Raw genomic sequence first — 24,786 nt, forward strand, 5'->3', positions numbered from 1 at the left:
CAAACGCGTACACTACAGCGCTTTGGTGTTGAACGCTAAATCCTTTCGGGTACGGGATTGCCCGCGTCGCTGATGGCCCGCCGCACCGGGACCCGCGCGAGCAGGGCGAATCCGATGACGAAGAAGGCCACCAGGGAGATGATCGCGTCCCGGTAGCTTCCGGTCACCTGGTAGGTGATCCCGAACAGGAGCGGGCCCAGCCAGCTCATGCCCCGGTCGCTCATCTCGTATGCCGAGAAGTACTCGGCTTCCTTGCCGGGCGGGACGAGGTGGGAGAACAGGGAGCGGGACAGGGCCTGACTGCCGCCGAGGACGAGCCCGATGCCGGAAGCGAGGACGAAGAACCACCCGGGTGCGCCGGCGGGCAGGAAGAACCCGGCCCCCAGGATCACCGCCCAGGCGACGAGCGAGCCGAGGATTGTCCGCTTGGCCCCGTAGGTCCGGGCGAGTCGGCCGAGGGCCAGCGCCCCCGCCACCGCGAGCACCTGGACCAGGAGCACGGCCGCGATGAGCGTCGACTGCCCGAGCCCCAGCTCCTCCGAGCCGTAGACCGACGCCTGGGAGATCACGGTCTGGATGCCGTCGTTGTAGATCAGGTACGCCAGCAGGAAGGCGAGCGTGAGCGGGTGGCGGCGCATGTCCCGGACGGTGGCGGCCAGCTGCCGCAAGCCGGGGGCCGTGGGCTCCTTGGTCTCGTGCGCGGACGACCGGCGGTCGCGCAGCCGTCGTAGCGGAACCAGTGTGAAGGCGCCCCACCACAGGCCGGCCGAGGCCAGACAGATGCGGACCGCGGCGCTCTCGGAGAGACCGAAGGAGTCGTGGCCCATGTAGAGAACGAGGTTCGCGACCAGTACCAGGGCGCCCGCCGCGTAGCCGAAGGCCCAGCCCTTGGAGGAGACGGCGTCGCGCTCCTCGGGCGGGGCGATCTGCGGGAGGTAGGAGTTGTAGAGCATCGTCCCCACGGACTGCGCCGCGTTCGCGACGACCAGGAGGGCGCCACCGAGGAGATAGCGGTCGCCGCCGAGGAAGAACATGCCGGTCGTCGCGGCGGCCCCGGTGTAGGCGGCGGCCGCCAGAAGGGGCTTCTTACGGCCGCTGCGGTCGGCGGCGGCCCCCACCAGGGGCATCACCAGCACGGCCACGATCACCGACAGGGACACCGAGTACGCGAAGAAGGAGCCGGCGCGCACCGGGATGCCCAGCGGATGGACATAGCCGTCGGCGTCCGCCGCGTTCTTGGCGACCGACGTCAGATAGGGGCCCAGGAACACGGTGAGCACGCTCGTCGAGTAGACGGAGCACGCCCAGTCGTAGAAGTACCAGCCGCGTTGCTCACGCCGCCGGTCGGCGGCCTCGTCCGCCGCGCCCACCCGCACGGTGTCGGTGCCCACCCGTGCCCTCGCTTCCCCGTGAACGTGCCGTGCGCGGGCCGGCGGAGGGCGGGTCGGACGTGGGTCAGACCCAGACGCCCCGGTCCTCCATGACCTTGCGCAGTGTGTCGATGTGATCGGTCATGATGCCATCGACTCCCAGGTCCAGGAGCCGGTGCATGCGCTCGGGCTCGTTGATGGTCCACACGTGCACGTGGAGCCCGCGCGCGTGGGCGGCGCGCACGAAGCGGTGGTCCACCACCTGGATGCCCGACTGGGCCTCGGGTACCTGGGCGGCGACGGCCGAGCGGCGCAGGGCCGCAGGCACTCCCCATGAGCGCAGCCGGAGGTTGAGCACGCCCCGGGTGCCGTACGACGTCGCCAGGCGCGGCCCGGCCAGCCGCTGGGCGCGCATCAGCCGCGCTTCGGAGAAGGAGCCGACGCAGATGCGGTCCCAGGTGTCGGTGCGCTCGACGAGGTCCAGGAGCGGCTGGAGGGCGGGCTCGGCCTTGACGTCGACGTTCCAGCGGGCCTCGGGGAAGGCTTCGAGGAGCTCCTCGAAGAGCGGCACCGGCTCCTTGCCCGCCACGCGCGCGTGCCGTACGTCGGCCCAGGGCAGGTCCGCTATCCGGCCCGCGCCGTCGGTCACCCGGTCCAGGGTGGTGTCGTGGAAGGCGACCAGCTTGCCGTCGGCGGTGGCGTGGACGTCGGTCTCCAGGTACCGGTACCCCGCCTCGACCGCGCGCCGGAACTGGAGCGCGGTGTTCTCCAGACCGTCCGCCGCCCCGCCCCGGTGGGCGAAGGGGATGGGGCCGGGGTGGTCGAGGTAGGGGTGGCGTATCCGCGAGGTCACGGACGCAGTATCGCTCCCCGCGGTTGCCCGCCGGCAACGACCGTGCTGCCGTCGGATGCCCGGGGAACGGCGAACACGCGCAGGAAGACCTGGGCGAGCGGGCCGATGGACACCGCGTAGAGGACGGTGCCGACGCCGATCGTGCCGCCGAGCATGAATCCGGTGACCACGACGGCCACTTCGATCGCGGTCCGCATCAGCCGGATCGAGTGTCCCGTCCGCCGGTGCAGCCCGGTCATCAGACCGTCCCTGGGGCCCGCACCGAAGCCGGCGGCGATGTAGAGGCCGGTGGCCGCGCCGTTGAGCACGATGCCGCCCAGCAGGAGGGGGATCCGCACGGCGAGACCGTGCGCGTCGGGGACCGCGGCGAGGGTGGCGTCCATGGCGAGGCCGACCACGAAGACGTTGGAGACCGTGCCGAGGCCCGGCCGCTGGCGCAGCGGGATCCACAGGAGCAGCACCGCCGCGCCCACGATGATCGACACGACACCGATCGACACTCCGGTGCGTTCGGCGAGCCCCTGGTGCAGCACCCCCCAGGGCTCCAGGCCCAACCCCGCCTCGACGAGCAGCGCGGAGCTGGCCCCGTACAGAGCGAGTCCGGCGTACAGCTGGATCAACCGTCGTCCCAGACGGCTCCGCGTGGACAAGGTGGGTCCCCCTGTGGTGGTAGTGGCCTGATGCATGACACCCTGTGGCTTGGGATGACATGTCATCCATGGCCAATTCGGTGAAGGTGGACTGATTTCAGTGGCGCAGTGGACCTCGGCGATGGGGGCGGCGCAGCTCGCCCGCTTGCTCAACTCCCAGCAGGACCGTCCGGCGGGCCCTGGCACGCGCCGGCCGCCGGCCTACCGCGCACTCGCCGACGGCATCCGCCTGCTGGTCCTGGAAGGGCGAGTTCCGGTGGCCGCCCGGCTGCCCGCGGAACGGGAGCTGGCCCTGTCCCTGTCCGTCAGTCGTACGACCGTGGCGGCGGCCTACGAGGCGCTGCGGGCCGAGGGTTTCCTGGAGTCCCGGCGCGGCGCGGGCAGCTGGACGGCCGTACCGGCCGGGAACCCGCTCCCGGCGCGCGGACTGGAACCGCTCCCGCCGGAGGCCCTCGGCTCGATGATCGACCTGGGCTGCGCGGCACTGCCCGCGCCGGAGCCGTGGCTGACGCGTGCGGTGCAGGGCGCCCTGGAGGAGCTACCGCCGTACGCCCACACGCACGGGGACTACCCGGCGGGGCTTCCGGCCCTGCGCGCGATGATCGCCGAGCGGTACACCGCGCGCGGGATCCCGACGATGCCCGAGCAGATCATGGTCACGACCGGGGCGATGGGCGCGATCGACGCGATCTGTCATCTGTTCGGGGGCCGGGGCGAGCGCATCGCGGTGGAGTCCCCCTCCTACGCGAACATCCTTCAGCTGATGCGGGAGGCGGGCGCCCGGCTCGTGCCCGTCGCGATGGCGGAAGGGCTGACCGGCTGGGACATCGACCGCTGGCGTCAGGTGCTGCGGGACGCGGCGCCGCGGATCGCCTATGTCGTCGCCGATTTCCACAACCCGACGGGAGCGCTGGCCGGCGAGGACCAGCGGCGGCAGTTGGTGGAGGCGGCGCGGTCCGCGGGGACCGTGCTGGTGGCGGACGAGACGATGACCGAGCTGTGGCTGGACGAGGACGTCTCGATGCCGCGGCCGGTGTGCGCCTTCGACCCGGCCGGATCGACCGTGGTCACCGTCGGCTCCGCCAGCAAGGCGTTCTGGGCGGGGATGCGGATCGGGTGGGTCCGGGGGGCACCGGACGTGATCCGCAGCCTGGTCGCCGCGCGGGCCTATGCCGACCTGGGGACGCCGGTTCTCGAACAGCTGGCCGTGAACTGGCTGTTCAGCACGGGCGGGTGGGAGCAGGCCGTGGAACTGCGGCGGGCCCAGGCCCGGGAGAACCGGGACGCCCTGGTGACGGCGCTGCGCAAGGAGCTGCCCACCTGGGAGTTCGAGGTGCCGCAGGGCGGCCTGACGCTGTGGGTGCGGGCCGGGGGGCTGTCCGGGTCGCGGCTGGCGGAGGTCGGTGAGCGGGTCGGCGTGCGGGTGCCCTCGGGACCGCGATTCGGGGTCGACGGTGCTTTCGAGGGGTATGTGCGACTGCCGTTCACCGTTGGGGGAGCGGTGGCCGACGAGGCGGCGGCGCGGCTGGCCGCGGCGGCGCGGGTGGTGGAGAGCGGCGGGTCGGGGGGTGGGGAGTCCCCACGCACCTTCGTCGCCTGAGGAGCCCCTTCAGGGGTGCGGGGCTGTATCTGTTTGCAGCTCCGCTGCGGGGCGCGAGAAGCCCCGCGCACCGGTAGCCGCCCGACGACGCCCGGAGTCACGGTGCTTCCGCGACCACCGCTTCCGAGGGCGCCGCTTCCGCGGCCACCGCTTCAGAGGACGCCGCTTCCGAGGGCGCCGCCTCCGAGGGGACCGTCTCCGCGTCGGCCGGAGTCGTCCGCTCCGGCAGCAACGCCAGCACCGCCTGCCGGTCCGCCTCGCTCGTCGCGTCGTCGTACGGGTCCGGGGTCGCCGGCACCTGGAGGCGATGCACCGGGCCCGTCCCCAGGCGGGCGTACCCGCGGCCCGGCGGCACCTCGGTCACCGGGGTCGTGTGCGGGGGCGCTCCCAGGAACGCCTCCAACTGGTCCGGCGTCGCGGGCCCCAGCACGACACGCGCGCGTGTGTGCTGGCGTACCGGATCGCTCAACGCCTCCGCGCTGTCGAACTGATCGGCCACCACCACCGTGACATTCGCCGCCCGCCCGTGCCGCAGGGGGACCTGGAGCAGGGACTGCGGATCCTTGCGGCCGTCCGCGGCGGCCAGGTGGGTGAAGGCGCTCGGACGGTCCAGGAGGATCCACAGCGGACGCTTGGTGTCGTCGGGCGGCGGATGGCCGGCCTGCCGGGCGCGGTTGGTCGCGATCAGGCGGCGCTCCGTCTCGGTCGCCGCCCACTCCAGGCTCGCCACCGCCCCCGAGAGCCCGCACTCGACCGCGAGGACACCGTCCCGCCCGATCAGGCACGCGTACTCACCGGTGCTGCCGCCCTCGACGATGACGACATCGCCCCACTGAAGGGCCTGGAGTGCGATCGAACGCAGCAGGGTCGAGGTGCCGCTGCCCGGCTGGCCCATGACCAGCAGGTGCGGCTCGGTGGAGCGGATGCCGGTGCGCCAGACGACCGGCGGGACGTCGCGCTGCCCGTCGCCGTAACCGAGCGGGAGGGTGCGCTGGACCTGGGTGGGGTCGGTGAAGCCGAGGACCGTCTCGCCCGGGGCGGTGACGAAACGCTGGGCGGCGATGTCGGTGGGCAGCGGGGCGAGGACGGTGACCGTGAGTTCGTTGCCCTCCTCGTCCCAGGCGAAGTGGTACTCGCGACCGCGGCCGGACTTGGCGTGCAGCAGCTGCTCGATGCGGGCCCGGGACTCTGCCTCGCCGTCGGTGAAGTACGCCGGGTAGCGGATCAACAGATGGGTGACACGGCCGGTGGCGTCGAAGTCGTACGCGGGGAAGGCCTTCTCCCACTCGCCGCCGTGCGTGTACAGCGGGGCCGGGTCCTCGGCCGCCGAGAAGTACGGGACGAGCGCTTCGTACAGCGACTGGAGGCGCTGCGTCTGCGACTCGTCGGGTCCGTCCGGCTCCGACGGCTTGCGGTCCCGGCCCTGCCAGGCTGCCGCCGCCATCAGGCTGATGACGGCGAGCAGCGGGCCGTACGGAACGAGCGCCACGACCAGGACCACCGAGGCCACCAGGAACAGCAGCGGTCCGCGCCGGTCCTTGGGGGTCTCGGCCCACCTGCGCCGCCCGGCGGAGGCCAGTCGGCGCAGACCACGGCTGACCGTGATCAGCGGGTGGAGGACATCGGTGGCGCTGTCGGCCGCCGTCCGGGCCAGCTCCCGGCTCCGGGCGATCTGCGCGCTGCCTGTGCTCAGGATGCGGGGGAGGGGGCGGCGGGCCACTGCTGTCTCCTGGAGGTGCGTACGGACGGGACGGGCGGCGTCAGAACTTGATGCCGCCGAGGAGGCTCGCCAGGCTCTCGCCGCCGGCCTTGATGCTCGGAGCGATGGCCGTGCTGGCCAGGTAGAAGCCGAACAGCGCCGAGATCAGGGCGTGCGATGCCTTGAGCCCGTCCTTGCGGAAGAAGATGAAGACGACGATGCCGAGCAGTACGACACCTGAGATGGAGAGGATCATTTCGGTGCTCCTGGTTCGTGGGGACAGTCACCATGAGTACTTCCAGCATCACAGCATGTATCCATACGACAAAAGGTGCAAATGAATGAATTTTTCACGATTTCACCTAGTTGGTGGAGCCGCGGTGATCCTTACCTCCGGCACTTCGGGTCATCTGCCGCGCGAGCCAGTACCCTTGCGATTCACCTGAACGGTTGTATGAGAGGCGGTCCGGCCGATGACTGAAGCCCCCGACCCCGAGGTCGTGGAGCTGGCGACCAAGATCTTCGATCTGGCCCGGCAGGGGCAGACCGAGGCCCTTGTGGCGTATGTCGACGCGGGTGTCCCGGCAGGCCTGACCAACGACCGCGGGGACTCGCTCGTGATGCTCGCCGCCTACCACGGCCACGCGGACGCCGTGCGCGAGCTCGTCGCCCGCGGGGCGGCGGCCGGCGGGGTCAACGACCGGGGGCAGACGCCCCTCGCCGGGGCTGTCTTCAAGGGCTCCACGGACGTCATCGAGGCCCTGCTGCAAGCCGGCGCCGATCCGGCCGAGGGCACCCCCTCGGCCCTCGACACCGCCCGGATGTTCGGCAGGACGGAACTCCTCGAACTGTTCGCCGCACACTGATCCGCACTTTCTGACCAGCGAAAACACAGACAACGGGGGAGGCGGTACAGGGCCGCCGAAATTTCGGTCGCGGCAGATGTAAGTGCCGAGTCATCATGACGTCGTGGTTCACGGACGTGATGGCCGGGCAGGTGATGCCGCACCGCGCGGACCGTGACACGGTCCGCATGGGCCACCGACGAGAGGCAGAGGAAGATGGCTTACAGCAAGCAGGAAACGGCGGGCGCCCCGACGTGTTGTCACGCGGCCAGGTAATGCACGTCCCCGGTTGCGTCGACGCTTGATGTGAGGCTGTTTCCCATGTTCGATCCGGTCATAGCGCCCAGCGGCACGCTGCTCGGCCTGCTCCAGCGGGGCCGCGGCGACGGCACACTGCACGCGCTCACCGCCCCGCGCGCCGAGGCGCTCGCGGCCCTCAACCACTGCGTGCTGCGTGATCCCCGCCACGACTGGCAGGTGGAGAACCGCTCGCTGTACTACGCCCGTCTTTTCCTCGACCTCAATGGCGAGCTGGACGAGATCGAGGCGCACCTCTTCGAGGTGGACGACGTCTTCGACACCGAGGAATCACGCACGGGCCTCGCCCTCGCCGTCCTCGGCCACCTCGCCTCCTACGGCAGGCGCGACGCGCTGGAACTGCTGCGGAGGTACGCCGCCTCGGGCTCGAACTGGGCCTGGGCGCTGGACGAACTCGCGCTGCGTGACGACGACGCCGGCCTGCGTGCCCTTGCCGTGCCCGTGCTCGCCCGCTTCGGGACCGATCCCGAGGGCGAGGCCGAACTGGCCGCCGCCGTCCGCGACGCCTTCGAACCGCGGCCGTGGCGGCTGTGGGCCGACGATCCCCGCGAATCCGTCTCCACCCGCGTGCGTGCCGCTCACGAGGCCGGCTGTTTCGACCGCTGGCAACGCCAGATGCGACCGGCCGGGCCCCGCCCGGAATGGAGTGTGCAGGCCGTCTTCGAGTGGGCTCAGCAGGGCATCGAGCGGGGGGCCGCCCTCCATGTGCCCGCCGCCCGCTGTCTGACCGCCGTCGCGGGGCCGGAGGACCGGCCCGAGATCCTCGGCGCCGCCAAGGACGGCACCGACGGGGCGCGGTCCACCGCGCTGCGCTATCTCGCCGACAGCAATGATCCCGACGCCTTCGATCTGATCGAGCTGGCCGCCGCCACCGGCTCACCGCTCGTCGTGGAGGCCGCCCTCGACTCCTTCGAACGCATGCGCAGTATCGCCGCCGTCGACCGCGCGCGTGGCTGGGCCCGCCGGCCCGATCCGCTGGGCGCCGCCGCCGGCCGCATGCTCGCCTGCCTGGGCGGAACCCAGGACCGGGACCTCGTGCTCGCGGCCCTCCGGGAGGCCGTACGGGGCGAGGGCCCCGACGCGCACACCCTGTGGACCCTCGTCGACGGCACCGGCCGGCTCGGCATCGCCTGTGCCGCGCCCGTACTGCGCCACATCTACCGGGAGACGGCCTCCTCCCACCTCCGTGGCCGCGCCGCCCGCGCGCTCGCCGCCACCGACCCCTCCTTCGCCACCGGCTTCGCCGTCGAATGCCTCTGGGACTGCGAGGAGACCACCCGCGAGATCGCCGCCCGGCACGCCGAGACCGGCGACGCCCGGGTCGTGGAGCGACTGCGCCGACTGGCCGCCGACCCGGCCGAGGAGGCCGAGGTCCAGACGGCCGTCCGCAGCCGTATCGGACCGGACACCGCAGCCATGTGAAACCACCCTCGGGTGTGAACCTCCGGGCGCTGTCACACCCGCCGGGTGAACACAGGACGACCCACGGGTCAGGCGCGCGTGGACGCCGCCTGACCTGCTCGGGTGTGCAGCGGAACGCTCATGGGACGTTCATCGTTCGCAAAGATCCACGTTGACGCGGCCACGTCCAACGCGGCGAGAACACCCTTATGCGTGTCGTCATAGTGACCGAATCCTTTCCCCCCGATGTGAACGGCGTGGCCCACTGCGCGCTCCAGACCGCCCGGCACCTCGTAGATCGCGGTCACCTTCCGCTCGTCGTCGCGCCGGCCACCGCGTCCGGCCCCGGGCCCGGCGTGGACGCCCTCGCGCCGTGCCCCGTCGTCCGTGTCCCCTCCCTCCCCCTCCCGGGCTACCCCCAGGTCCGCGTTGCCCTCCCCAGCAGGCGCGTGGCCACGGCGATCGCCGAGCACCGGGCCGACATCGTCCACCTGGCCAGCCCCTTCGTCCTCGGCGTCCGCGGCATGGCCGGCGCCGCCCGGCTCGGCATCCCCGCCGTGGCCGTCTACCAGACCGACCTCGCCGGATACGCCCGCACCTATGTGCACGCGGGAGAAGCCGCCGCCTGGCGCCGCATCCGTTCCGTCCACGCCGCCGCCGACCTCACCCTCGCCCCGTCCAGCGCCTCCCTGCGCGACCTGGAGGCGCACGGCGTGCCCCGGGTCAAGCTGTGGCCACGGGGCGTGGACACCGTCCGCTTCCGCCCCGACCTGCGCGACGAGGCGCTGCGCCGCCGGCTCGCCCCGAACGGCGAGATGATCGTCGGCTACGTCGGACGGCTCGCCCCCGAGAAGCACATCGAACTGCTGGCTGACGCGTGCCGCCTGGACGGCGTCAAGGTCGTGGTCGTCGGGGACGGGCCGAGCCGGTCCCCTCTCGAGCAGGCACTGCCCGGCGCGGTCTTCCTGGGCCGCCGCATGGGCGACGAACTGGCCCGGATCTTCGCCTCCTTCGACGTCTTCGCGCACACCGGCCCCTTCGAGACCTTCTGCCAGACCGTGCAGGAGGCCATGGCGAGCGGCGTGCCCGTCGTCGCGCCCGCCGCCGGCGGCCCGCTCGACCTGGTCGCCCACGGGCGCACCGGGTACCTCGTCCCGCCGCGCGACCCGGCCGCCGTACGGGACGCGGTACGGTCCCTGGCCGCCGACCCCGAGACACGTGCCTCGTTCGGCGTCGCCGCGCGGGCCATGGTCGAGGGACGCACCTGGGCGGCCGTCGGCGACCAGCTGATCGGCCACTACGCGGCCGTGCTCACCGGCCGGAAGACGGCGGTGGCGGCATGAACGGACCGTCGCTGCGGATAGTCCGTCTCGCCAACTTCGTCGCGCCCGCCTCGGGCGGCCTGCGCACCGCCCTGCGCGAGCTCGGCAAGGGCTACCGGGCGGCCGGACACGAGCCCGTCCTCATCGTGCCCGGAGAGCGCGCGAGCGACCGCCGCACCGAGCAGGGACGGATCATCACCCTGCCCGGCCCGCTGCTGCCCGGCACCGGCGGTTACCGCGTCCTCGCCGACAAGGGGCGCGTGGCCCGGCTCCTGGAGGAACTCGCCCCCGACCGCCTGGAGGTCTCCGACCGTACGACCCTCAGGTGGACCGGCAAATGGGCCCGGCGCGCCCGCGTACCCGCCGTGATGGTCTCCCACGAGACCGCCGACGGCGTGCTGCGCACCTGGGGCCTGCCGGAGGGCGCGGCCCGGCGCACCGCCGACGCCCTCAACGTCCGTACGGCGCACACGTACGCGCGCGTGGTGTGCACCACCGAATTCGCCGAGCGGGAGTTCGTCCGGATCGGCGCGCGCAACGTCGTACGGGCCCCACTGGGCGTCGACCTGGTCGAGCGGCGCCCGGCGCTGTACGACACGGGACTGCGGGCCCGCTACGCGCGCGAGGACGAGACCCTTCTCGTGACGTGCACCCGGCTGTCCGTGGAGAAGCGGCCGAGCACGGCCCTGGAAGCCCTGGAGTCCTTGGTCCGCCGAGGCCGGCGGGCGGTACTCGTGGTGGCGGGGGACGGGCCGCTGCGGCCGCGCCTGGAACAGCGGGCCCGGGAACGGCGGCTGCCGGTCACGTTCCTCGGACACGTCTCCGACCGCGGGCTGCTCGGGGCGCTCCAGGCCTCCGCCGACGTGTGCCTGGCGCCCGGGCCCGCCGAGACCTTCGGGCTCGCCGCGCTGGAGGCCATGGCGTGCGGTACGCCGGTCGTGGTGAGCGCCTCCTCCGCGCTGCCGGAGGTCATCGGACCGGCCGGGGCCGTCGCCGCCGACCGCGGGGACGCCTTCGCGGACGCCGTCGACATGCTCCTTGAACGCTCCGAGGCCGAGCGCCGCGAGGCCGCACGCGCGCGTGCGGAGTGCTTCGGCTGGGACACGGCGGTCCGGGCGTTCCTCGCCGCGCACGATGCGGAGGTCTTCGTACGGGGCCCCGTGCCGGGGGGCGTGGCATGAGCAGGGGTGTGTCGTGAGCAGGGGCGCGTCATGAGAACCGTGCGCTTCGTCGCCCTCGGTGACTCGCTGTCCGAGGGCGTGGGCGATCCCGTCGGCGGGGGATGGCGCGGCTGGGCCGCGCTGCTCGCCGACGGGATCGCCGAGTCCGTTGAGTTCACCAAGCTCGCGGTGAGCGGGGCGCAGACGCGGGACGTGCTGGAGCGACAGTTGCCGGTGGGGCTGGGGTTGAGGCCGGATGTCGTCTCGGTCGTCGTCGGCGTCAACGACACCCTGCGCTGCACGTTCGACATCCATGCCGTGGCCGCGCGGCTCGACGAGGTGTACGCGGCCTTCACCGGGCAGGGGGCCGTCCTGCTCACGGCGTGCCTGCCCGACCCGGGCACCATGCTCGGGCTGCCCGGCGCGTTGGCGCGTCCGCTGGCTCGGCGGCAGCGGGCGGTGAACGCGGTGGTGCACGCCCTGTCCGAGCGGTACGGGGCGGTGCATCTGCATGCGGCCGAGGGGGCCTGGACCACCGAGCCCGCGATGTGGAGTGCGGACCGGTTGCATCCCAGCGAGCGGGGGCACCGGCAGCTGGCCGTGCGGTTCCACGCGGTGCTGGCGGAGCGGGGGGTCGCGACCGGCGTCGCGCCCTTGGCCGAGCCCGAGTTTCCCGTGCCCGCGAGGGCGGCGAGTCTGTGGTGGCTGGCCACGGCGGGCACGGGGTGGGTGGTGCGGCGGTGCACCGATCTGCTGCCCCAGTTGGTGACGCTCGCGGTGGACGAGATGCGGCATCGCGCGCGGGGGACCAGCGCGCGGCTCGATCTGCGGGCCGCGCACGGGGTGTCCACGGCGTTGGCGGCCTTGTCCGCTCAGGAGCAACGACCTGAGGCCGCGTAGTGCATTGTGCGGGTGCGGGTGCGGGTGCGGGTGCGCTGCGGCTGGTCGCGCACTTCCCTGCGGCCCTAGGGAAGTTGGCGCCGCCGCACCTCTACGAAGCGCACCGGGATGCCGGGTACCGCCTGCGCCGCCGCAGCCAGGTCCGGTGTGCGGACCACGCCGATCACCGGGTAGCCGCCGGTGGTCGGGTGGTCTGCCAGGAAAACCACCGGCCTGCCGTCGGGAGGGACCTGGACGGCGCCCAGAACCATGCCCTCGCTGGGGAGTTCACCATCGAACGCCCGCTGCAGAGCCGGCCCCTCCGTGCGCAGGCCGATGCGGTTGCTCGCCGAGGACACCCGGAAGGCGCGGGAGGTGAAAGCCCGTACCGCTTCCGGGGTGAACCAGTCGGCTCGTGGGCCCAGCGTGACGCGCAGGACGAGTTCCGCGGGGGGTGCCGGCTGCGGCGCGGCGTCCACGCGCGTGTGGAGCGGTGTCGGCGTGCCCAGGGGCAGGACCGCGCCGTCCGTGAGGGGGACCGGGCCCAGGCCCGACAGGAGGTCCGTGGATCGGCTGCCCAGGACCGGCTCCACCGCGATGCCGCCGGAGACGGCCACATAGCCGCGCAGCCCTGAAACGGCCGTCCCGACCGTCAGCAGCGCTCCGGCCGGTACCCGCACCGGTGCGCCCCAGGCCGCCGGACGGCCGTCCACCGTGATCCGGCAGGGGGCGCCCGTGACGGCCACGGTGACCGTCGAACGGGGGCGTACCGCACAGCCGTTGAGCGTGGTCTCCAGGACGGCCGCCCCGGGGCGGTTGCCGACCAGACGGTTGGCGAGGTCGGCCGCCGGGCCGTCCAGTGCGCCCGAGCGGGGGACGCCGAGGTGGGCGTGGCCCGGGCGGCCCCGGTCCTGGACGGTGGTCAGTGCTCCGGCCCGGACGACGGAGAGCGCGCGGTCCGTCATGTCGCCTCCACGAAGCGCACCCGTGTCCCGGGCGACAGCAGTGCGGCCGGCACACGCGCGTGGTCCCACAGAACGGCGTCCGTGGTCCCGATGAGCTGCCAGCCGCCCGGCGAGGAGCGCGGGTAGACGCCGGTGTACGAGCCCGCGAGCGCCACCGAGCCCGCCGGGACGGCCGTGCGCGGGGTGGCCCGGCGCGGGACGTCGTAGCGGGAGGGCAGGCCGGTGAGGTAGCCGAAGCCGGGCGCGAATCCGCAGAAGGCGACCGTGAACTCGGTGCCGGCGTGGATGCGGGCCACCTCCTGGGGCATGACGCCCCAGTGCGCGGCCACGTCGGCCAGGTCCGGGCCGTCGTAGCGCACCGGGAGCTCGATCACCTCATGCGCGCGCGGGGGAGCGGGCGGCACCTCGGAGGCGGTGAGTTCGTCGGCCAGGCGGGCGGGGTCAGCGAGGCCGTCGAGGAGGACCGTACGGGCCGCGGGGACGATCTCGCGGACCGACAGCGAGCCCTCCGCGCGGCGGCGCACCAGCTCCGCGTGCAGGGCCTGGGCCTCCTCGCCCGAGGACACCTCCACGAGCAGGGCGTCGTCCCCGACCGGCAGTGCTTTCATACGAACGCCTCCACCCGCACGCCCGAGGACTCCAGGCGCTCCCTGACCCGTCGGGCCAGCTCCACCGCGCCCGGTGTGTCGCCGTGCAGGCACAGGGAGCGGGCTTCGACCTCGATACGGGCACCGGAGCGGGCGCTGACCGCGCGGTTCCGGGCCAGGCCGAGCGAGCGCTCCACGACCGCCTCGGGATCGGTGATCACCGCACCCTCCTGGCCGCGTGGTACCAGCGTGCCCTCGTCGGTGTAGGCGCGGTCCGCGAAGGCCTCCGTGACGGGCTCCAGGCCCGCCTTCCCGGCCGCCTCCAGAAGACGCGAGCCGGGCAGGCCCAGCACGGGCAGGGAGGCATCGGCGAGGAGCACGCCCGCGACGACCGCCGTGGCCTGCTCCTCGTCGTGGACGGCTCGGTTGTAGAGCGCGCCGTGCGGTTTGACGTACGACACGCGCGTGCCCGCCGCCCGGGCGAAGACCTCCAGGGCACCGATCTGGTAGGCCACCTCGGCCGTCAGCTCGGCGGACGGCACGTCCATCGCGCGCCGCCCGAACCCCGCGAGGTCCCGGTAGGAGACCTGGGCGCCGATACGGACCCCGCGCGCGGCGGCCAGCTCGCACACCCGCCGCATGGTGACCGCGTCCCCGGCGTGGAACCCGCAGGCCACGTTGGCGCTGGTGACGACGGACAGCAGCTGCTCGTCGTCGGTCAGCCGCCAGCGGCCGAAGCCCTCGCCGAGGTCGGCGTTCAGGTCGATCGAGGTCATTGAGGTCTCGCGTCTCCTTTCAGATCTTCAAGAGGGTCAAGCGGTTCTCAGGCCACTCGGTACTGCTCGTCGCGGGCGTCCGTCAGGAACATCTGCCCCGGTGCGTGCGTGATGGCGAACGGCGGGCGCGAGGCCATCACCGCGGCCTGCGGGGTCACTCCACAGGCCCAGAACACCGGGATGTCGTCCGGCTCGGCATCCACCGGGTCACCGAAGTCGGGACGGCCCAGGTCCTCGATGCCCAGCCCGGAGGGATCGCCGCAGTGCACGGGGCTGCCGTGCACAGCCGGGAGCAGACTGCTCTCCCTCAGGGCCGCGGCCAGGTGCTGCGGCGGCACCGGACGCATGGAGACCACCATGGGTCCGTGCAGCCGCCCCGCGGGACGGCACTGTCGACTGGTCACATACATCGGAACGTTCCGGCCCTGCTCGATGTGCCGGATCGGGACGCCCGCCTCCGAAAGTGCCCACTCGAAGGTGAAACTGCACCCGATCAGGAACGAAACGAGGTCGTCACGCCAGTGTGCGCGCACGTCCGTCGGCTCGTCCACCAGGTGCCCGTCCTCCCACACCCGGTAGCGCGGGAGATCGGTGCGCAGATCGGCGCCCTCGGCGAGAACGGTGGCCGGGTCACCGGCGTCCGTGACGTCGAGAACCGGGCAGGGCTTGGGGTTGCGCTGGCAGAACAGCAGCATGTCGTACGCCCAGTCGGCGGGCACCGAGATCAGGTTGACCTGGGTGTGTCCGGCCGCGACCCCGGCGGTGGGGCCGGTCAGGCCGGCCCGGAAGCGGGCGCGTGCCTGTGCCGGGCTCCATGCGTGCGCGTGCTCGTCGACGAGGGTCAGGGGACGGTCTTCCGTGACGAGGGTCAGGGGACGGTCTTCCGTGCGGTTCACGCGAGTTCCTTCCCACGGGTCTCCGGCAGTCCGAGCAGGGCCAGTGCGGCGATTCCGTAGCCGATGGCGCCGAAGACGAGTGCCCCGCCCACGCCCCAGCTGTCGGCCAGGAAGCCGACGGTGGTCGGGAAGACGGCGCCGACCGCGCGGCCCGCGTTGTACGTGAAGCCCTGTCCCGAGCCGCGTACCGCCGTCGGGTACAGCTCGCTCAGATAGGACCCGAAGCCGCTGAAGATCGCCGACATGCAGAACCCGAGCGGGAACCCGAGGACCAGGAGCCAGGTGTCGGCCCCGCTCGGGATGTTGCCGTAGGCCACGATGCAGACGGCCGACAAGAGGGCGAAGAGCCAGATGTTGCGGCGCCGGCCCAGCCGGTCGGTGAGGTAGCCGCCGGTCAGATAGCCGAGGAAGGCGCCGGAGATCAGGAAGGTCAGATAGCCGCCGGTGCCGACGACCGACAGTCCGCGGTCGCTTTTCAGATACGTCGGTACCCAGGTGGCGAGCGTGTAGTAGCCGCCCTGGACGCCCGTGGACAGCAGCCCCGCGAAGATCGTCGTACGCAGCAGGTCCGGTTTGAAGATCGCCGTGAAGGATCCCTTTCCGGCGCTCTTCTCGCGCACGGCGATCGCCTCGGGGGCGTCCTGGACCTGGCGCCGCATCCAGACGACCAGCAGCGCGGGCAGCGCGCCGGTCCAGAACATCACGCGCCAGGCGGTGTCGGCGTCGAAGACCGAGAAGACCACCGTGTACACGATCGCGGCCAGTGCCCAGCCCACGGCCCAGGAGCTCTGGATCGCACCCAGAGTGCGGCCCCGGTGCTTCGAGCTCGCGTACTCGGCGACCAGGATCGCGCCCACCGCCCATTCGCCGCCGAACCCGAGGCCCTGGAGGGCGCGGAAGACCAGCAGTGACTCGAAGTTGGGCGCGAAGCCGCAGGCCACGGTGAAGATCGCGTACGTGACCACCGTGATCATCAGCGCCCTGACCCGGCCGGCCCGGTCGGCCAGGACCCCCGCCAGGGCTCCGCCGATGCCCGAGGCCAACAGGGTGACGGTGGTGAAGAGACCGGTCTGGCCGCTGTCCAGGCCGAAGTAGGCGGCCAGCGCGACCATGCTCAGCGGGAGCGTGAAGTAGTCGTAGGAGTCGAGGGCGTAGCCGCCGAACGCACCGGCGAAGGCGCGCCGGCCGCGCGGACCGAGGGCGCGGAACCAGCCCAACGCCCCGTCTTCGGCGGGGCGTTCGGTGGCTGTGTGCTGATCGGTCAGGGTCTGAGGAGGCGGGGTCGTGCTCATGAGCACCTCGCAGTGGGAGGACGGAGGTTGCGGAGCTGAACCGTGCGGTGGTGAGTAACGTAGAGGATCGTTCAACGATCCTTCAATACCCCTGTTGTTTCGTTCTCGTGTCTGCGGTTGAATTCCGGGCATGGCAGAGCAGCTGAGCGGACTGGCCGACGATCGCGCCCTCCTGGGCCGCACCAGCACGGCCGAGCGGGTCTCGGACATCCTCAGGAGCCGCATCGCCGAGGGCTACTTCCCGCCGGGGACCCGGCTGTCGGAGGACAGCATCGGAGGAGCGCTGGGGGTCTCCCGCAACACCTTGCGCGAGGCGTTCCGGCTGCTCACCCACGAGCGGCTGCTGGTCCACGAGTTGAACCGCGGTGTGTTCGTCCGGGTCCTGGCGGTCGAGGACGTGGAGGACATCTACCGCACCCGCGCGCTCGTGGAGTGCGCCGTCGTCCGTGGGCTGGGCGAACCGCCGTACGCCCTGGACGCGCTCGCCGAGGCGGTCGTGGAGGGACAGCGGGCGGTGCGCGAAGGTGACTGGAAAACGCTGGGCACGGCCAACATCCACTTCCACCGCGAACTCGTCGCCCTCGCGGGCAGCGACCGCACCGACGAACTGATGCGCAGCGTCTTCGCCGAACTCCGCCTCGCCTTCCACGTCGTGGACGACCCCAAGGCCCTGCACGAGCCGTACCTGGCCCGCAACCAGCAGATTCTCGGGGCGCTTCAGGCGGGCGACAGGGAAGAGGCGGAACGGCTGCTCGCCGTGTACCTCTCGGATTCTTTGGGGCGAGTGGTCGAGGTGTACAGGCGAAGGGTGGGCGAGGACATTTAGGGGCGCGGGGCTGTGTCTGATATGCGGCTCCGCCGCGTGGGCGCGACAGGCCCCCACCGACCCGCAGACGACGAACAGCAGGTGGTCGCCCGTCCCACCGCCGGAGGCGATCCGCGCCGTTTGGGGAGTTGTCAGACCGAGGACCTAGTCTGTGCACCGTGACTTCGCCTGCGACGACGGACAGCGTTCCGCCCCAGTTCAGCGCGGGGCCGCGCCCCGCACCGGGCCCGGCCGCCGACGAGGGACTGGCGCGTCGGCTGCGCGCGCTCGCCTGCACCGCGCCGCTGCACGACCTCGACGTGCGCAAGGCCAATCTCGCGGGCGAGTACTCGGTGTACGGCATGGCGGAGGTGGCCCTCGCCGCCATCGACCTGGTCACCCTGAACATGGACTTCGACACCGGCGCCGACCACGACCAGGTCGTCGCCCGCCTCATCCCGCGCATCGCCGCCCAGGCCCCGCAGCGGCCCGTCGCCGAGCACGAGCGCGTGGCCCGCTGGGTCCTGGAGAACCTGATCAACGTCGGAAGCGTCGACCGCGGCTTCCGCGCGGTCTACGGCACGTTCGCACCGGACGGGACCTACGTCCGGCGTGACTACGACTTCAAGCTGATCGAGGAGGTCCCGGGGCCCGGCGGCTCGGTGTATCTCCGGACGACGGACGAGGCGGTCAACGTCCTCGTCGGGGCCCTCGACACCGACGTCACCAGCGCCCAGATCGCCGCCGAGGTCAAGCTGGAGGTGCTGATCAGCCGCGGCCGCCTCGCCGACGCCCAGCTCGCCGCGGAGCAGGCCCGCTACCGGACCGTGCAGTACTCCGAGACCCTGCGCAGGGCCCTGGACGCCACCCGGCGCAATGTCCGGGCCGTCGACTGGCTCAACTCCGTGCCCGACATGATCGCCGAGGCACTCGACCACGTCGCCGACCGGTACCGCCACGAGAACGCGATCCTGACCAACATCCGCAAGGCACGGGACGAGTCCGAGGACCCCGAGCAGAAGCGGCGTGCCGCCGAGCTCGTGGACATCGTCAAGGACTGCATCCGGCGCCACACCCAGCTGCAGTCCCGGCTCCTGGAGGCGGGCCCGCTGTTCCGCGCCGAGCAGGACCGGCAGGCCTTCGCCACCCCCATGACGACGTCGGGGACAGACCTGTACGGCCAGCTGTTCGCGCCGCTGCTGCCCTTGCCGTTGGAGCAGGCCACCCGGGTCACCGACGCGTTCTTCGCGCGCGGGACCGGCCTGCGCACACCGGTGTCGGTCCGGGTGGGCGATCTCGTCGACATACTGCTGACGCCCCCCATGGAGCGGGAGCACCTGGGCGCGGAGATGCCGGAGCCTGACCTCATCGCCACGCCCGACGACAGCCGGTTCAGCGAGGAACAGCTGGCGTCCGCGAAGAAGTTGCTGGATCTGCCCGCGGACGCGCCGCGGCGGCTCTCCGGGCTGCTCGCGGAGGCCCGCCGGACGGGCGGGTTCGATCTGGCCTACCTGGTGGCCCTGATGTCGATCCACGCGGCCAGCCCCGCCGTCGGCACCGCCTACCGCCAGGGTGAGGAGAAGCTGCTCTTCGCGGTGGACGACGGGACGGAACTGGACGATCCGGACTTCGGTGGCGCCGACCTCATCGTCGGCACCGCCCTGCTGGACGCCGCGGGGATGGCGGCAGACCGGACGGAAGCAGCATGAGTGAGCCACAGCGTGACAAGGAGCCCCAGCCGTGAGTGAGCATGTCGAGTGGAGCGACACGGAGGTCCCGACCCCGTCGGCGCCCGCCGCCGTCACGCCCGCCGACGCCGCCGACGCCGCGCGGCTCGTCGCCTTCGGGCTGCAGCCCAAACTGCAGCCCGCGCGGGACCAGGAGTACGCCGACCTGCTGCGGCGCTACCGGGAGGACCCGCCGTTCGCGCGGCTCGCCGACGCCGTCGCCGCCGGACTGGGACTGGTCGTCCTCGAGGTGTCCCCGCGCGCGGGGATGGCCGTGACCGCCGCCGAGGACTCCGTGTTCGCCGTCCGGATGGGGGACTACGCGCGTCGTACGTCCGCCGACGGCGGCGACCGGTTCCTGCACGGCCTCGCCCATCTCGCCGTCGCCGCCATGGCGTTCCCACGGCCCGAGGACCTCGCCGACGACGGATACATCGGGCGGGTCTCGGTCAACGGTGTCGACGCCTTCGTGCGGCAGGCCTGCCGGCGCCTTGAGGAGCGGGCCGAGGAAGTCGGCGAGAACACCGACCCGGCGACCGACGCCCCCGGTCTGGAGGCGGCCTGGCGGATCTGGGCGAGACGCAGCGCGGCCGGTGCGACCAAGGACGCGCGCCGGCTCGCCGGGTCCACGACCGGCATCGTCGGCAAGGCCGCCGCCTTCCTCACCGACTCCGGCTTCCTCCAGCGCACCGGGGACGACAACGGCGGTACCTACCGGACCACGGCTCGTTACCAGCTCCAGGTGCGGGACATGGCCGGAAGCGCCGCCATGGCCGAACTCCTTGAGCTGGGGGTGGTCCCGGTCACCGACGGTACGCCGACGCTGCTGCCCCCCGAGGACGGCGACGACCTGGAGCTGGCGGCCGATGCCGGGCTGCCGTTCCACTCCTGAACTTCCCTGATCTGCCGAAGACTTACGAGAGTCCGCCATGTACGAGCTGTCCCGGGTCCGCCTCTACTCCATCGGTCCCGCCGGTGCGCGCTACGCCGACACCGTGCTTGACCTGCGCGGTGTCGGCGCGGAGGTGCCCGACCCCGCGCCCACCCAGGCGGAGTTCTTCGAGGAGGAGCCCGTCGGCCCGCCCCGCCGTCCCGCGCCCGCCGGAGTGCTCTTCCTGGAGAACGGCGGCGGCAAGTCCGTCCTGCTCAAGCTGATCTTCTCGGTGATGCTGCCCGGCCACCGGAACACGCTGGGCGGCGCCAGCTCCGGTGTGCTGCGGAAGTTCCTGCTGGCCGACGACTGCGGACACGTGGCCCTGGAGTGGCAGCACACCCTGACCGGCGAGTGTGTCGTCGTCGGCAAGGTCAGCGAGTGGCGGGGCCGCCAGGTCTCCAACGACCCGCGGAAGTTCGCCGAGGCCTGGTACTCCTTCCGGCCCGGACCCGGGCTCAGCCTCGACAACCTGCCCGTCGCCGAGTCCACCGCCGTACGGCCGCCCGCCGAGGGCCAGTCGGCCGCACAGGGCCGCCGCCGCACCATGAAGGGCTTCCGGGACGCCATCACCGAGGCGGGCAAGGCGTATCCGCATCTGGAGGTGCACTGGGAGGAGATCCACGACCGCTGGATCGAGCACCTCGGCGACCTCGGCCTGGACCCCGAACTCTTCCGCTACCAGCGCGAGATGAACGCCGACGAGGGCGAGGCCGCCGGCCTGTTCGCGGTGAAGAAGGACTCCGACTTCACCGACCTGCTGCTGCGCGCCGTGACCGACACCCGCGACACCGACGGGCTCGCCGACCTGGTCAGCGGGTTCGGCAACAAGCTGGGGCGACGCGCCGAACTCATCGCCGAACGGGACTTCACCGCGGGCTCCGTGGACCTGCTGGGCCGGATCGTCGAAGCCGCCGAGGCACGCTCACGCGCGCGTGACATCCACGCGGGCGCCGAGCGCCGTACCCGGACGCTGGCCCGACGGCTGTCCGCGCGCGGCGTCCAGGAGCGGGTACGGGCAGCGGACCTGGCCCAGCGGGTCACCGCGGCCGCGTACGCCGTCACACACGCCGAGGCGGGCCGGGAGCGCAGTGCGCTCGTCGCCGCCGAACTCGCCTACCGGCACGCCTCCCTGGCGCTGGCCGCCGCCGAGAAGTCGGCCGCGGCCCAGAAGCGCGAGCTCGCCGAAGCGCGCACGCTGCACTCCGCCTGGCAGGCCGCCGAGGCCGTACTGCGGCACCGTGCCGCCGCCGACCGGGTCGCGCGCGTGGCCGCCGCCATCCAGGAGGCCGAGCGGGACGCGGCTCCCGCGCTCGCCGCCCGCGCCAAGGCCGCCGTCGATCTCGTACGGGCCCTGCACGCGGCCGCAGAAGGTGCCGAGACGCTCGCCAACGAGGAGGAGGAGCGGTCCGCCGCTCTCCAGGAGGTCAGCGAGTCGGCCCACCGGGACTCCACGTCGGCCGCCACCGAGGCGCAGCGCGCCCGCAGTGAGATCGGCCATCTGCGCCAGCGGCTGAGCGAGGTCGAGCAGGAGACCGCCGAGGCGGTGCGCGCGGGCTGGCTCGACGACAGCGCCCCCGACGCCGACCCCGCGCGGGCGGCCCTCGCCGCGAGCGACGCCGAGAAGACGGCGGTCGCCGCCTGGGACACCGCCCGCGAGGCCTCCAACCGGGCCGCCGAGCACGCGCGCGAGGCGGCCGCCGCCGAATCCCGAGCGGAGCTCACGGCCGCCCGCGCGGAGGACGCGGCCACGGCGGCAGCGCGGTCCTACGAGGCCGAGCGGCGCCTGGCCGAGGGGCTGGCGGGGGAGGAGCGGCTGGCAGAGCTGCTGAGCCTGACCGGAACCTCCGCGGCCGTGCCGGGACCGCGCGCGGGCGCCGAGGGCGCCAAGACGAGCGGCGCGGGCGGAAGCGAGGGTGCCGGCAGTGACGCCGATCCGCACAGCGGCTCGATGGGCGGTCACGCCGACGCCGGTCTGACCCCCGAGGATCTCGACCGGTTCGCCGACGAACTGCGTGAACTGCTCGACGACTCCGTCTCCGCCGCCGAACGCCAGCTCTTCGAGCTGCGTACGGCCGCCGCCGACGACTCCCGGATCCTTGGCGCGCTCGGTGACGGCGGGCTTCTGCCGCCGGGCCCTGACGTGCTGGCCACGGTCGAGTTCCTCGGTGAGAACGGCATCCCGGCCCTGCCCGGCTGGCGCTACCTCGCCCAGGCCGTCGACCCCGTCGACCACGCGCGCGTGCTGGCCGCCCGGCCCGAACTGGTCGACGGCGTGATCATCACCGATCCCGACACCCACGCGCGTGCCCGCGAGGCCCTGCACGACGCGGCACTCCTTCCGCGCTCCGCCGTCGCCGTCGGCACGGCCGCCGCGCTGCTCGCGCCGACCCCGGCGACCGATTCCCAGGGCGCCGACGTCTTCCTCGTGCCGCCGAACCCGGCCATGCACGACGAGCACGCCGCCGACGAGGAGCGTCAGGCGCTGCGCGCGCGGGCCGGCGAGCGGGACGAGGAGATCCGGTCGCTCGCGGCGCGCCTCGGCAAGGACCGTGAACTGGCCGCCCGGCTCGCCTCCTGGCGCACCGGCTGCCCGGCCGGCCGGCTCGTCGAACTGGCGCAGGCCGCCCGGGACACGCGCGTGTTCGCCGAGGAGTCGGAGGCCGAGCTGGCCGAGGCGCGCACGGTGCGAGCCGAGGCCGACGAAGCCGCCGCCGAGGCCGCGCAGACACGTGACGAGCGGCAGGAGGCCGCCCAGAAGGCCCGGCGCGCCGCCGACGCCCTCGCCGGGCTGGCCTACCGGCTGCGCGAGCGGGCCGGCTGGCAGGCCAAGCTGCGCGAACTGGCCGACGAGGCCACCGAGTCGGAAGCCCGCGCCCAGACCTGTCTGGAGCGGGCCCGGGCCGCCGACGAGGACCGGCGCGGGGCCCAGCGGGCCGCCGACGACGCCCGCCGCACCGCGCGGGCGCTGCGCGCCGAGCGCGCCGAGATCGCCGGCGCCCCGGACGACGTACCGGACAGTGACCCGGACGCCTCCAAGTCCTCGCTGCCCGCGCTCCGCGAGGCCTACCGGGCCGCCTCCCAGCTCTACGAGAAGGTGGGGGTCGGGGCCGACCTGCGGGCCGAGCAGGCCCGGGCGGAGAGCGACGAGAGCGCGGCCCTCGCCGAACTGGACCGGCTGAGCAACAAGGTCCGCACCCGCGCGGCGCAGTTGCTCCAGTCGCCCGACGGCTCCGACGGGCCCTCCCGGCAGGCCGCCGCCGCCCGCGCGGAGGAACTGGTGCAGCTCCTGGAGACCCGTGTGTCGACCGCGAGCGAGCAGCTGGGCCGGCTGCGTGGCGAGGCCGAACGGCACGCGCCCGAGGACGGCGAGGCGCACACCGAGTTGTCGCCGGAGCTGGAGCCGCGCGACGCCGAGCACGCGCAGGCGCTGTTGCGTACGGCCACCGCCGAACTCGCCTCCCGCACCGAGGCGTTGGCGCAGGCCAGGGAGGCGCACGCGGAGCTGCTCGGCTCCCACCGGGCCGCCGAGGACGCGGCGGGCGGCTTCGACGAGATCGCCGCGATGCTGCGCGACCTGCTGCGCGAGCACGCCATGGAGGACGAGCAGGACGAGCAGGAGGCGTACCCGGGCAGCCCCGAGGAGGCCCGGCAGGCCGCCGCCGAGGCTCGCCGGTCACTGCGCGGCTGTGCCGCCGACCTCTCCGCCGCCGAGTCCGCCGTCCGCGAGGCCAGTGACGTCCTCGTGCGGCACGCCAACTCCACGCGCTACGAGCAGGTCCGCACCCCCGCGCGGCAGCAGATCCGTGAGCTGCCCGCCTCCGCCCTGCCCGAGCACGCGCAGAAGTGGGCGGACGCCTTCGCCCCCCGACTGCGGGTGCTGACCGACGAGTTGGCCCAGCTGGAGCGGAACCGGGACTCGATCGTGGACCGGCTGCGGGGGCTCGTGGAGTCCGCCCTCGCCACGCTCAGGTCCGCCCAGCGGCTGTCCCGGCTGCCGGAGGGGCTCGGCGAGTGGTCCGGGCAGGAGTTCCTGCGGATCCGTTTCGAGGAGCCCGACCAGGCGACGCTGACCGAGCGGCTCGGCGAGGTCATCGACGAGGCGACCAGGGCCGCGGTGAAGAAGAACTCCGACCTGCGGCGGGACGGAATGTCCCTGCTGCTGCGGGGAGTCGGGGCGGCACTCCAGCCCAAGGGGGTGGCCGTGGAGATCCTCAAGCCGGACGCCGTGCTGCGGGCCGAGCGGGTGCCCGTGGGACAGATGGGTGACGTGTTCTCCGGCGGTCAGCTGCTGACCGCCGCCATCGCGCTGTACTGCACGATGGCGGCCCTGAGGTCCAACGACCGGGGCCGGGACAAGCACCGGCACGCGGGGACGCTGTTCCTGGACAACCCCATCGGCCGGGCCAACGCGACGTATCTGCTGGAGCTCCAGCGGGCCGTGTCGGACGCGCTGGGTGTCCAACTCCTGTACACCACCGGCCTGTTCGACACGACAGCACTCGCCGAGTTCCCCCTGGTCATCCGGCTGCGCAATGACGCGGACCTCAGGGCCGGCCTGAAGTACATCAGCGTGGAGGAACACCTACGCCCCGGCCTGCCGCAGCAGCCGCAGGCCGGGGAGGCGGGGCACAGCGAGATCACGGCGACCCGGATGTTCAAGCGTCCGGCGCCCGCGACTCCGTAGGCGGCGCGGGGCGGCATCCGGCG

At 73.0% G+C, this 24,786-nt stretch carries 20 protein-coding genes; 10 read left to right on the forward strand and 10 right to left on the reverse strand.

What is annotated here, in order from left to right:
• Nucleotides 1-35 precede the first annotated feature (35 nt).
• The 3 genes from D1369_RS34295 to D1369_RS34305 all read right to left on the reverse strand — a co-directional run bounded on the left by D1369_RS34295 (nucleotide 36) and on the right by D1369_RS34305 (nucleotide 2,873).
• On the reverse strand, nucleotides 36-1,391 hold the full coding sequence (locus D1369_RS34295) for an MFS transporter (RefSeq protein WP_007380622.1): 1,356 nt from the start codon (nucleotides 1,389-1,391) through the stop codon (nucleotides 36-38).
• Between the two features lie 64 nt (nucleotides 1,392-1,455).
• Nucleotides 1,456-2,223 carry a glycerophosphodiester phosphodiesterase gene (locus tag D1369_RS34300; protein ID WP_007380621.1) on the reverse strand — a complete coding sequence of 256 codons (768 nt, stop codon included), beginning with the start codon at nucleotides 2,221-2,223 and terminating at the stop codon, nucleotides 1,456-1,458.
• A complete protein-coding gene (locus D1369_RS34305) occupies nucleotides 2,220-2,873 on the reverse strand; it encodes a membrane protein (RefSeq protein WP_037899282.1) in 654 nt (217 codons plus the stop codon). Before D1369_RS34305 ends, D1369_RS34300 begins: the two co-directional genes overlap by 4 nt.
• A gap of 100 nt (nucleotides 2,874-2,973) precedes the next feature.
• Here D1369_RS34305 and D1369_RS34310 point away from each other — a divergent pair, with 100 nt between their 5' ends.
• A complete protein-coding gene (locus D1369_RS34310) occupies nucleotides 2,974-4,473 on the forward strand; it encodes a PLP-dependent aminotransferase family protein (RefSeq protein WP_007380619.1) in 1,500 nt (499 codons plus the stop codon).
• Between the two features lie 97 nt (nucleotides 4,474-4,570).
• Here the strand turns inward: D1369_RS34310 and D1369_RS34315 are convergent, their stop codons facing one another.
• Together D1369_RS34315 and D1369_RS34320 are read right to left on the reverse strand one after the other, a co-directional pair.
• Nucleotides 4,571-6,193, reverse strand: coding sequence for an ABC transporter ATP-binding protein (locus tag D1369_RS34315; RefSeq protein WP_118082801.1), 1,623 nt, complete (start codon nucleotides 6,191-6,193; stop codon nucleotides 4,571-4,573).
• A gap of 40 nt (nucleotides 6,194-6,233) precedes the next feature.
• A complete protein-coding gene (locus D1369_RS34320; RefSeq protein WP_007380617.1) occupies nucleotides 6,234-6,428 on the reverse strand; it encodes a hypothetical protein in 195 nt (64 codons plus the stop codon).
• A gap of 217 nt (nucleotides 6,429-6,645) precedes the next feature.
• Here D1369_RS34320 and D1369_RS34325 point away from each other — a divergent pair, with 217 nt between their 5' ends.
• From D1369_RS34325 to D1369_RS34350, 5 genes are all read left to right on the forward strand, one after another.
• Complete coding sequence (locus D1369_RS34325; protein ID WP_007380616.1) at nucleotides 6,646-7,038, forward strand: ankyrin repeat domain-containing protein; 393 nt, start codon at nucleotides 6,646-6,648, stop codon at nucleotides 7,036-7,038.
• Between the two features lie 300 nt (nucleotides 7,039-7,338).
• The gene (locus D1369_RS34335) at nucleotides 7,339-8,757 is read left to right on the forward strand and encodes a hypothetical protein (protein WP_007380615.1); all 1,419 of its coding nucleotides are present in this window, start codon (nucleotides 7,339-7,341) and stop codon (nucleotides 8,755-8,757) included.
• A gap of 188 nt (nucleotides 8,758-8,945) precedes the next feature.
• Nucleotides 8,946-10,079, forward strand: coding sequence for a glycosyltransferase family 1 protein (locus D1369_RS34340; protein WP_118082802.1), 1,134 nt, complete (start codon nucleotides 8,946-8,948; stop codon nucleotides 10,077-10,079).
• On the forward strand, nucleotides 10,076-11,239 hold the full coding sequence (locus tag D1369_RS34345; RefSeq protein WP_118082803.1) for a glycosyltransferase: 1,164 nt from the start codon (nucleotides 10,076-10,078) through the stop codon (nucleotides 11,237-11,239). Before D1369_RS34340 ends, D1369_RS34345 begins: the two co-directional genes overlap by 4 nt.
• 30 nt (nucleotides 11,240-11,269) lie before the next feature.
• The gene (locus D1369_RS34350; RefSeq protein WP_118083163.1) at nucleotides 11,270-12,118 is read left to right on the forward strand and encodes an SGNH/GDSL hydrolase family protein; all 849 of its coding nucleotides are present in this window, start codon (nucleotides 11,270-11,272) and stop codon (nucleotides 12,116-12,118) included.
• A gap of 65 nt (nucleotides 12,119-12,183) precedes the next feature.
• On the opposite strand, the gene D1369_RS34355 is transcribed toward D1369_RS34350, so the two are convergent.
• The 5 genes from D1369_RS34355 to D1369_RS34375 are packed head-to-tail and all read right to left on the reverse strand — an operon-like array spanning nucleotide 12,184 to nucleotide 16,613.
• The gene (locus D1369_RS34355; RefSeq protein ID WP_037899275.1) at nucleotides 12,184-13,062 is read right to left on the reverse strand and encodes a biotin-dependent carboxyltransferase family protein; all 879 of its coding nucleotides are present in this window, start codon (nucleotides 13,060-13,062) and stop codon (nucleotides 12,184-12,186) included.
• Complete coding sequence (gene pxpB / locus D1369_RS34360; protein WP_118082804.1) at nucleotides 13,059-13,670, reverse strand: 5-oxoprolinase subunit PxpB; 612 nt, start codon at nucleotides 13,668-13,670, stop codon at nucleotides 13,059-13,061. Before pxpB ends, D1369_RS34355 begins: the two co-directional genes overlap by 4 nt.
• Complete coding sequence (locus tag D1369_RS34365; RefSeq protein WP_118082805.1) at nucleotides 13,667-14,425, reverse strand: 5-oxoprolinase subunit PxpA; 759 nt, start codon at nucleotides 14,423-14,425, stop codon at nucleotides 13,667-13,669. The genes pxpB and D1369_RS34365 overlap by 4 nt, the downstream gene beginning before the upstream one ends.
• A gap of 47 nt (nucleotides 14,426-14,472) precedes the next feature.
• Nucleotides 14,473-15,321, reverse strand: a complete 849-nt coding sequence (locus D1369_RS34370) for a putative hydro-lyase (protein WP_050789679.1) — start codon at nucleotides 15,319-15,321, stop codon at nucleotides 14,473-14,475.
• Entirely contained in the window at nucleotides 15,318-16,613 is a 1,296-nt protein-coding gene (locus D1369_RS34375) for an MFS transporter (protein ID WP_037899273.1), read from the reverse strand. Before D1369_RS34375 ends, D1369_RS34370 begins: the two co-directional genes overlap by 4 nt.
• Before the next feature lie 130 nt (nucleotides 16,614-16,743).
• On the opposite strand from D1369_RS34375, the gene D1369_RS34380 reads away from it, so the two are divergent.
• The 4 genes from D1369_RS34380 to D1369_RS34395 all read left to right on the forward strand — a co-directional run bounded on the left by D1369_RS34380 (nucleotide 16,744) and on the right by D1369_RS34395 (nucleotide 24,763).
• Nucleotides 16,744-17,439 carry a GntR family transcriptional regulator gene (locus D1369_RS34380; protein WP_007380607.1) on the forward strand — a complete coding sequence of 232 codons (696 nt, stop codon included), beginning with the start codon at nucleotides 16,744-16,746 and terminating at the stop codon, nucleotides 17,437-17,439.
• Nucleotides 17,440-17,597: 158 nt separating this feature from the next.
• Entirely contained in the window at nucleotides 17,598-19,127 is a 1,530-nt protein-coding gene (locus tag D1369_RS34385) for a hypothetical protein (protein ID WP_007380606.1), read from the forward strand.
• Nucleotides 19,128-19,158: 31 nt separating this feature from the next.
• On the forward strand, nucleotides 19,159-20,037 hold the full coding sequence (locus D1369_RS34390) for a hypothetical protein (protein WP_007380605.1): 879 nt from the start codon (nucleotides 19,159-19,161) through the stop codon (nucleotides 20,035-20,037).
• Between the two features lie 37 nt (nucleotides 20,038-20,074).
• The gene (locus tag D1369_RS34395) at nucleotides 20,075-24,763 is read left to right on the forward strand and encodes a hypothetical protein (RefSeq protein ID WP_118082806.1); all 4,689 of its coding nucleotides are present in this window, start codon (nucleotides 20,075-20,077) and stop codon (nucleotides 24,761-24,763) included.
• Nucleotides 24,764-24,786 lie beyond the last annotated feature (23 nt).

Origin of the sequence: Streptomyces sp. CC0208 (assembly GCF_003443735.1) — a bacterium.
Taxonomy (GTDB): domain Bacteria; phylum Actinomycetota; class Actinomycetes; order Streptomycetales; family Streptomycetaceae; genus Streptomyces; species Streptomyces sviceus.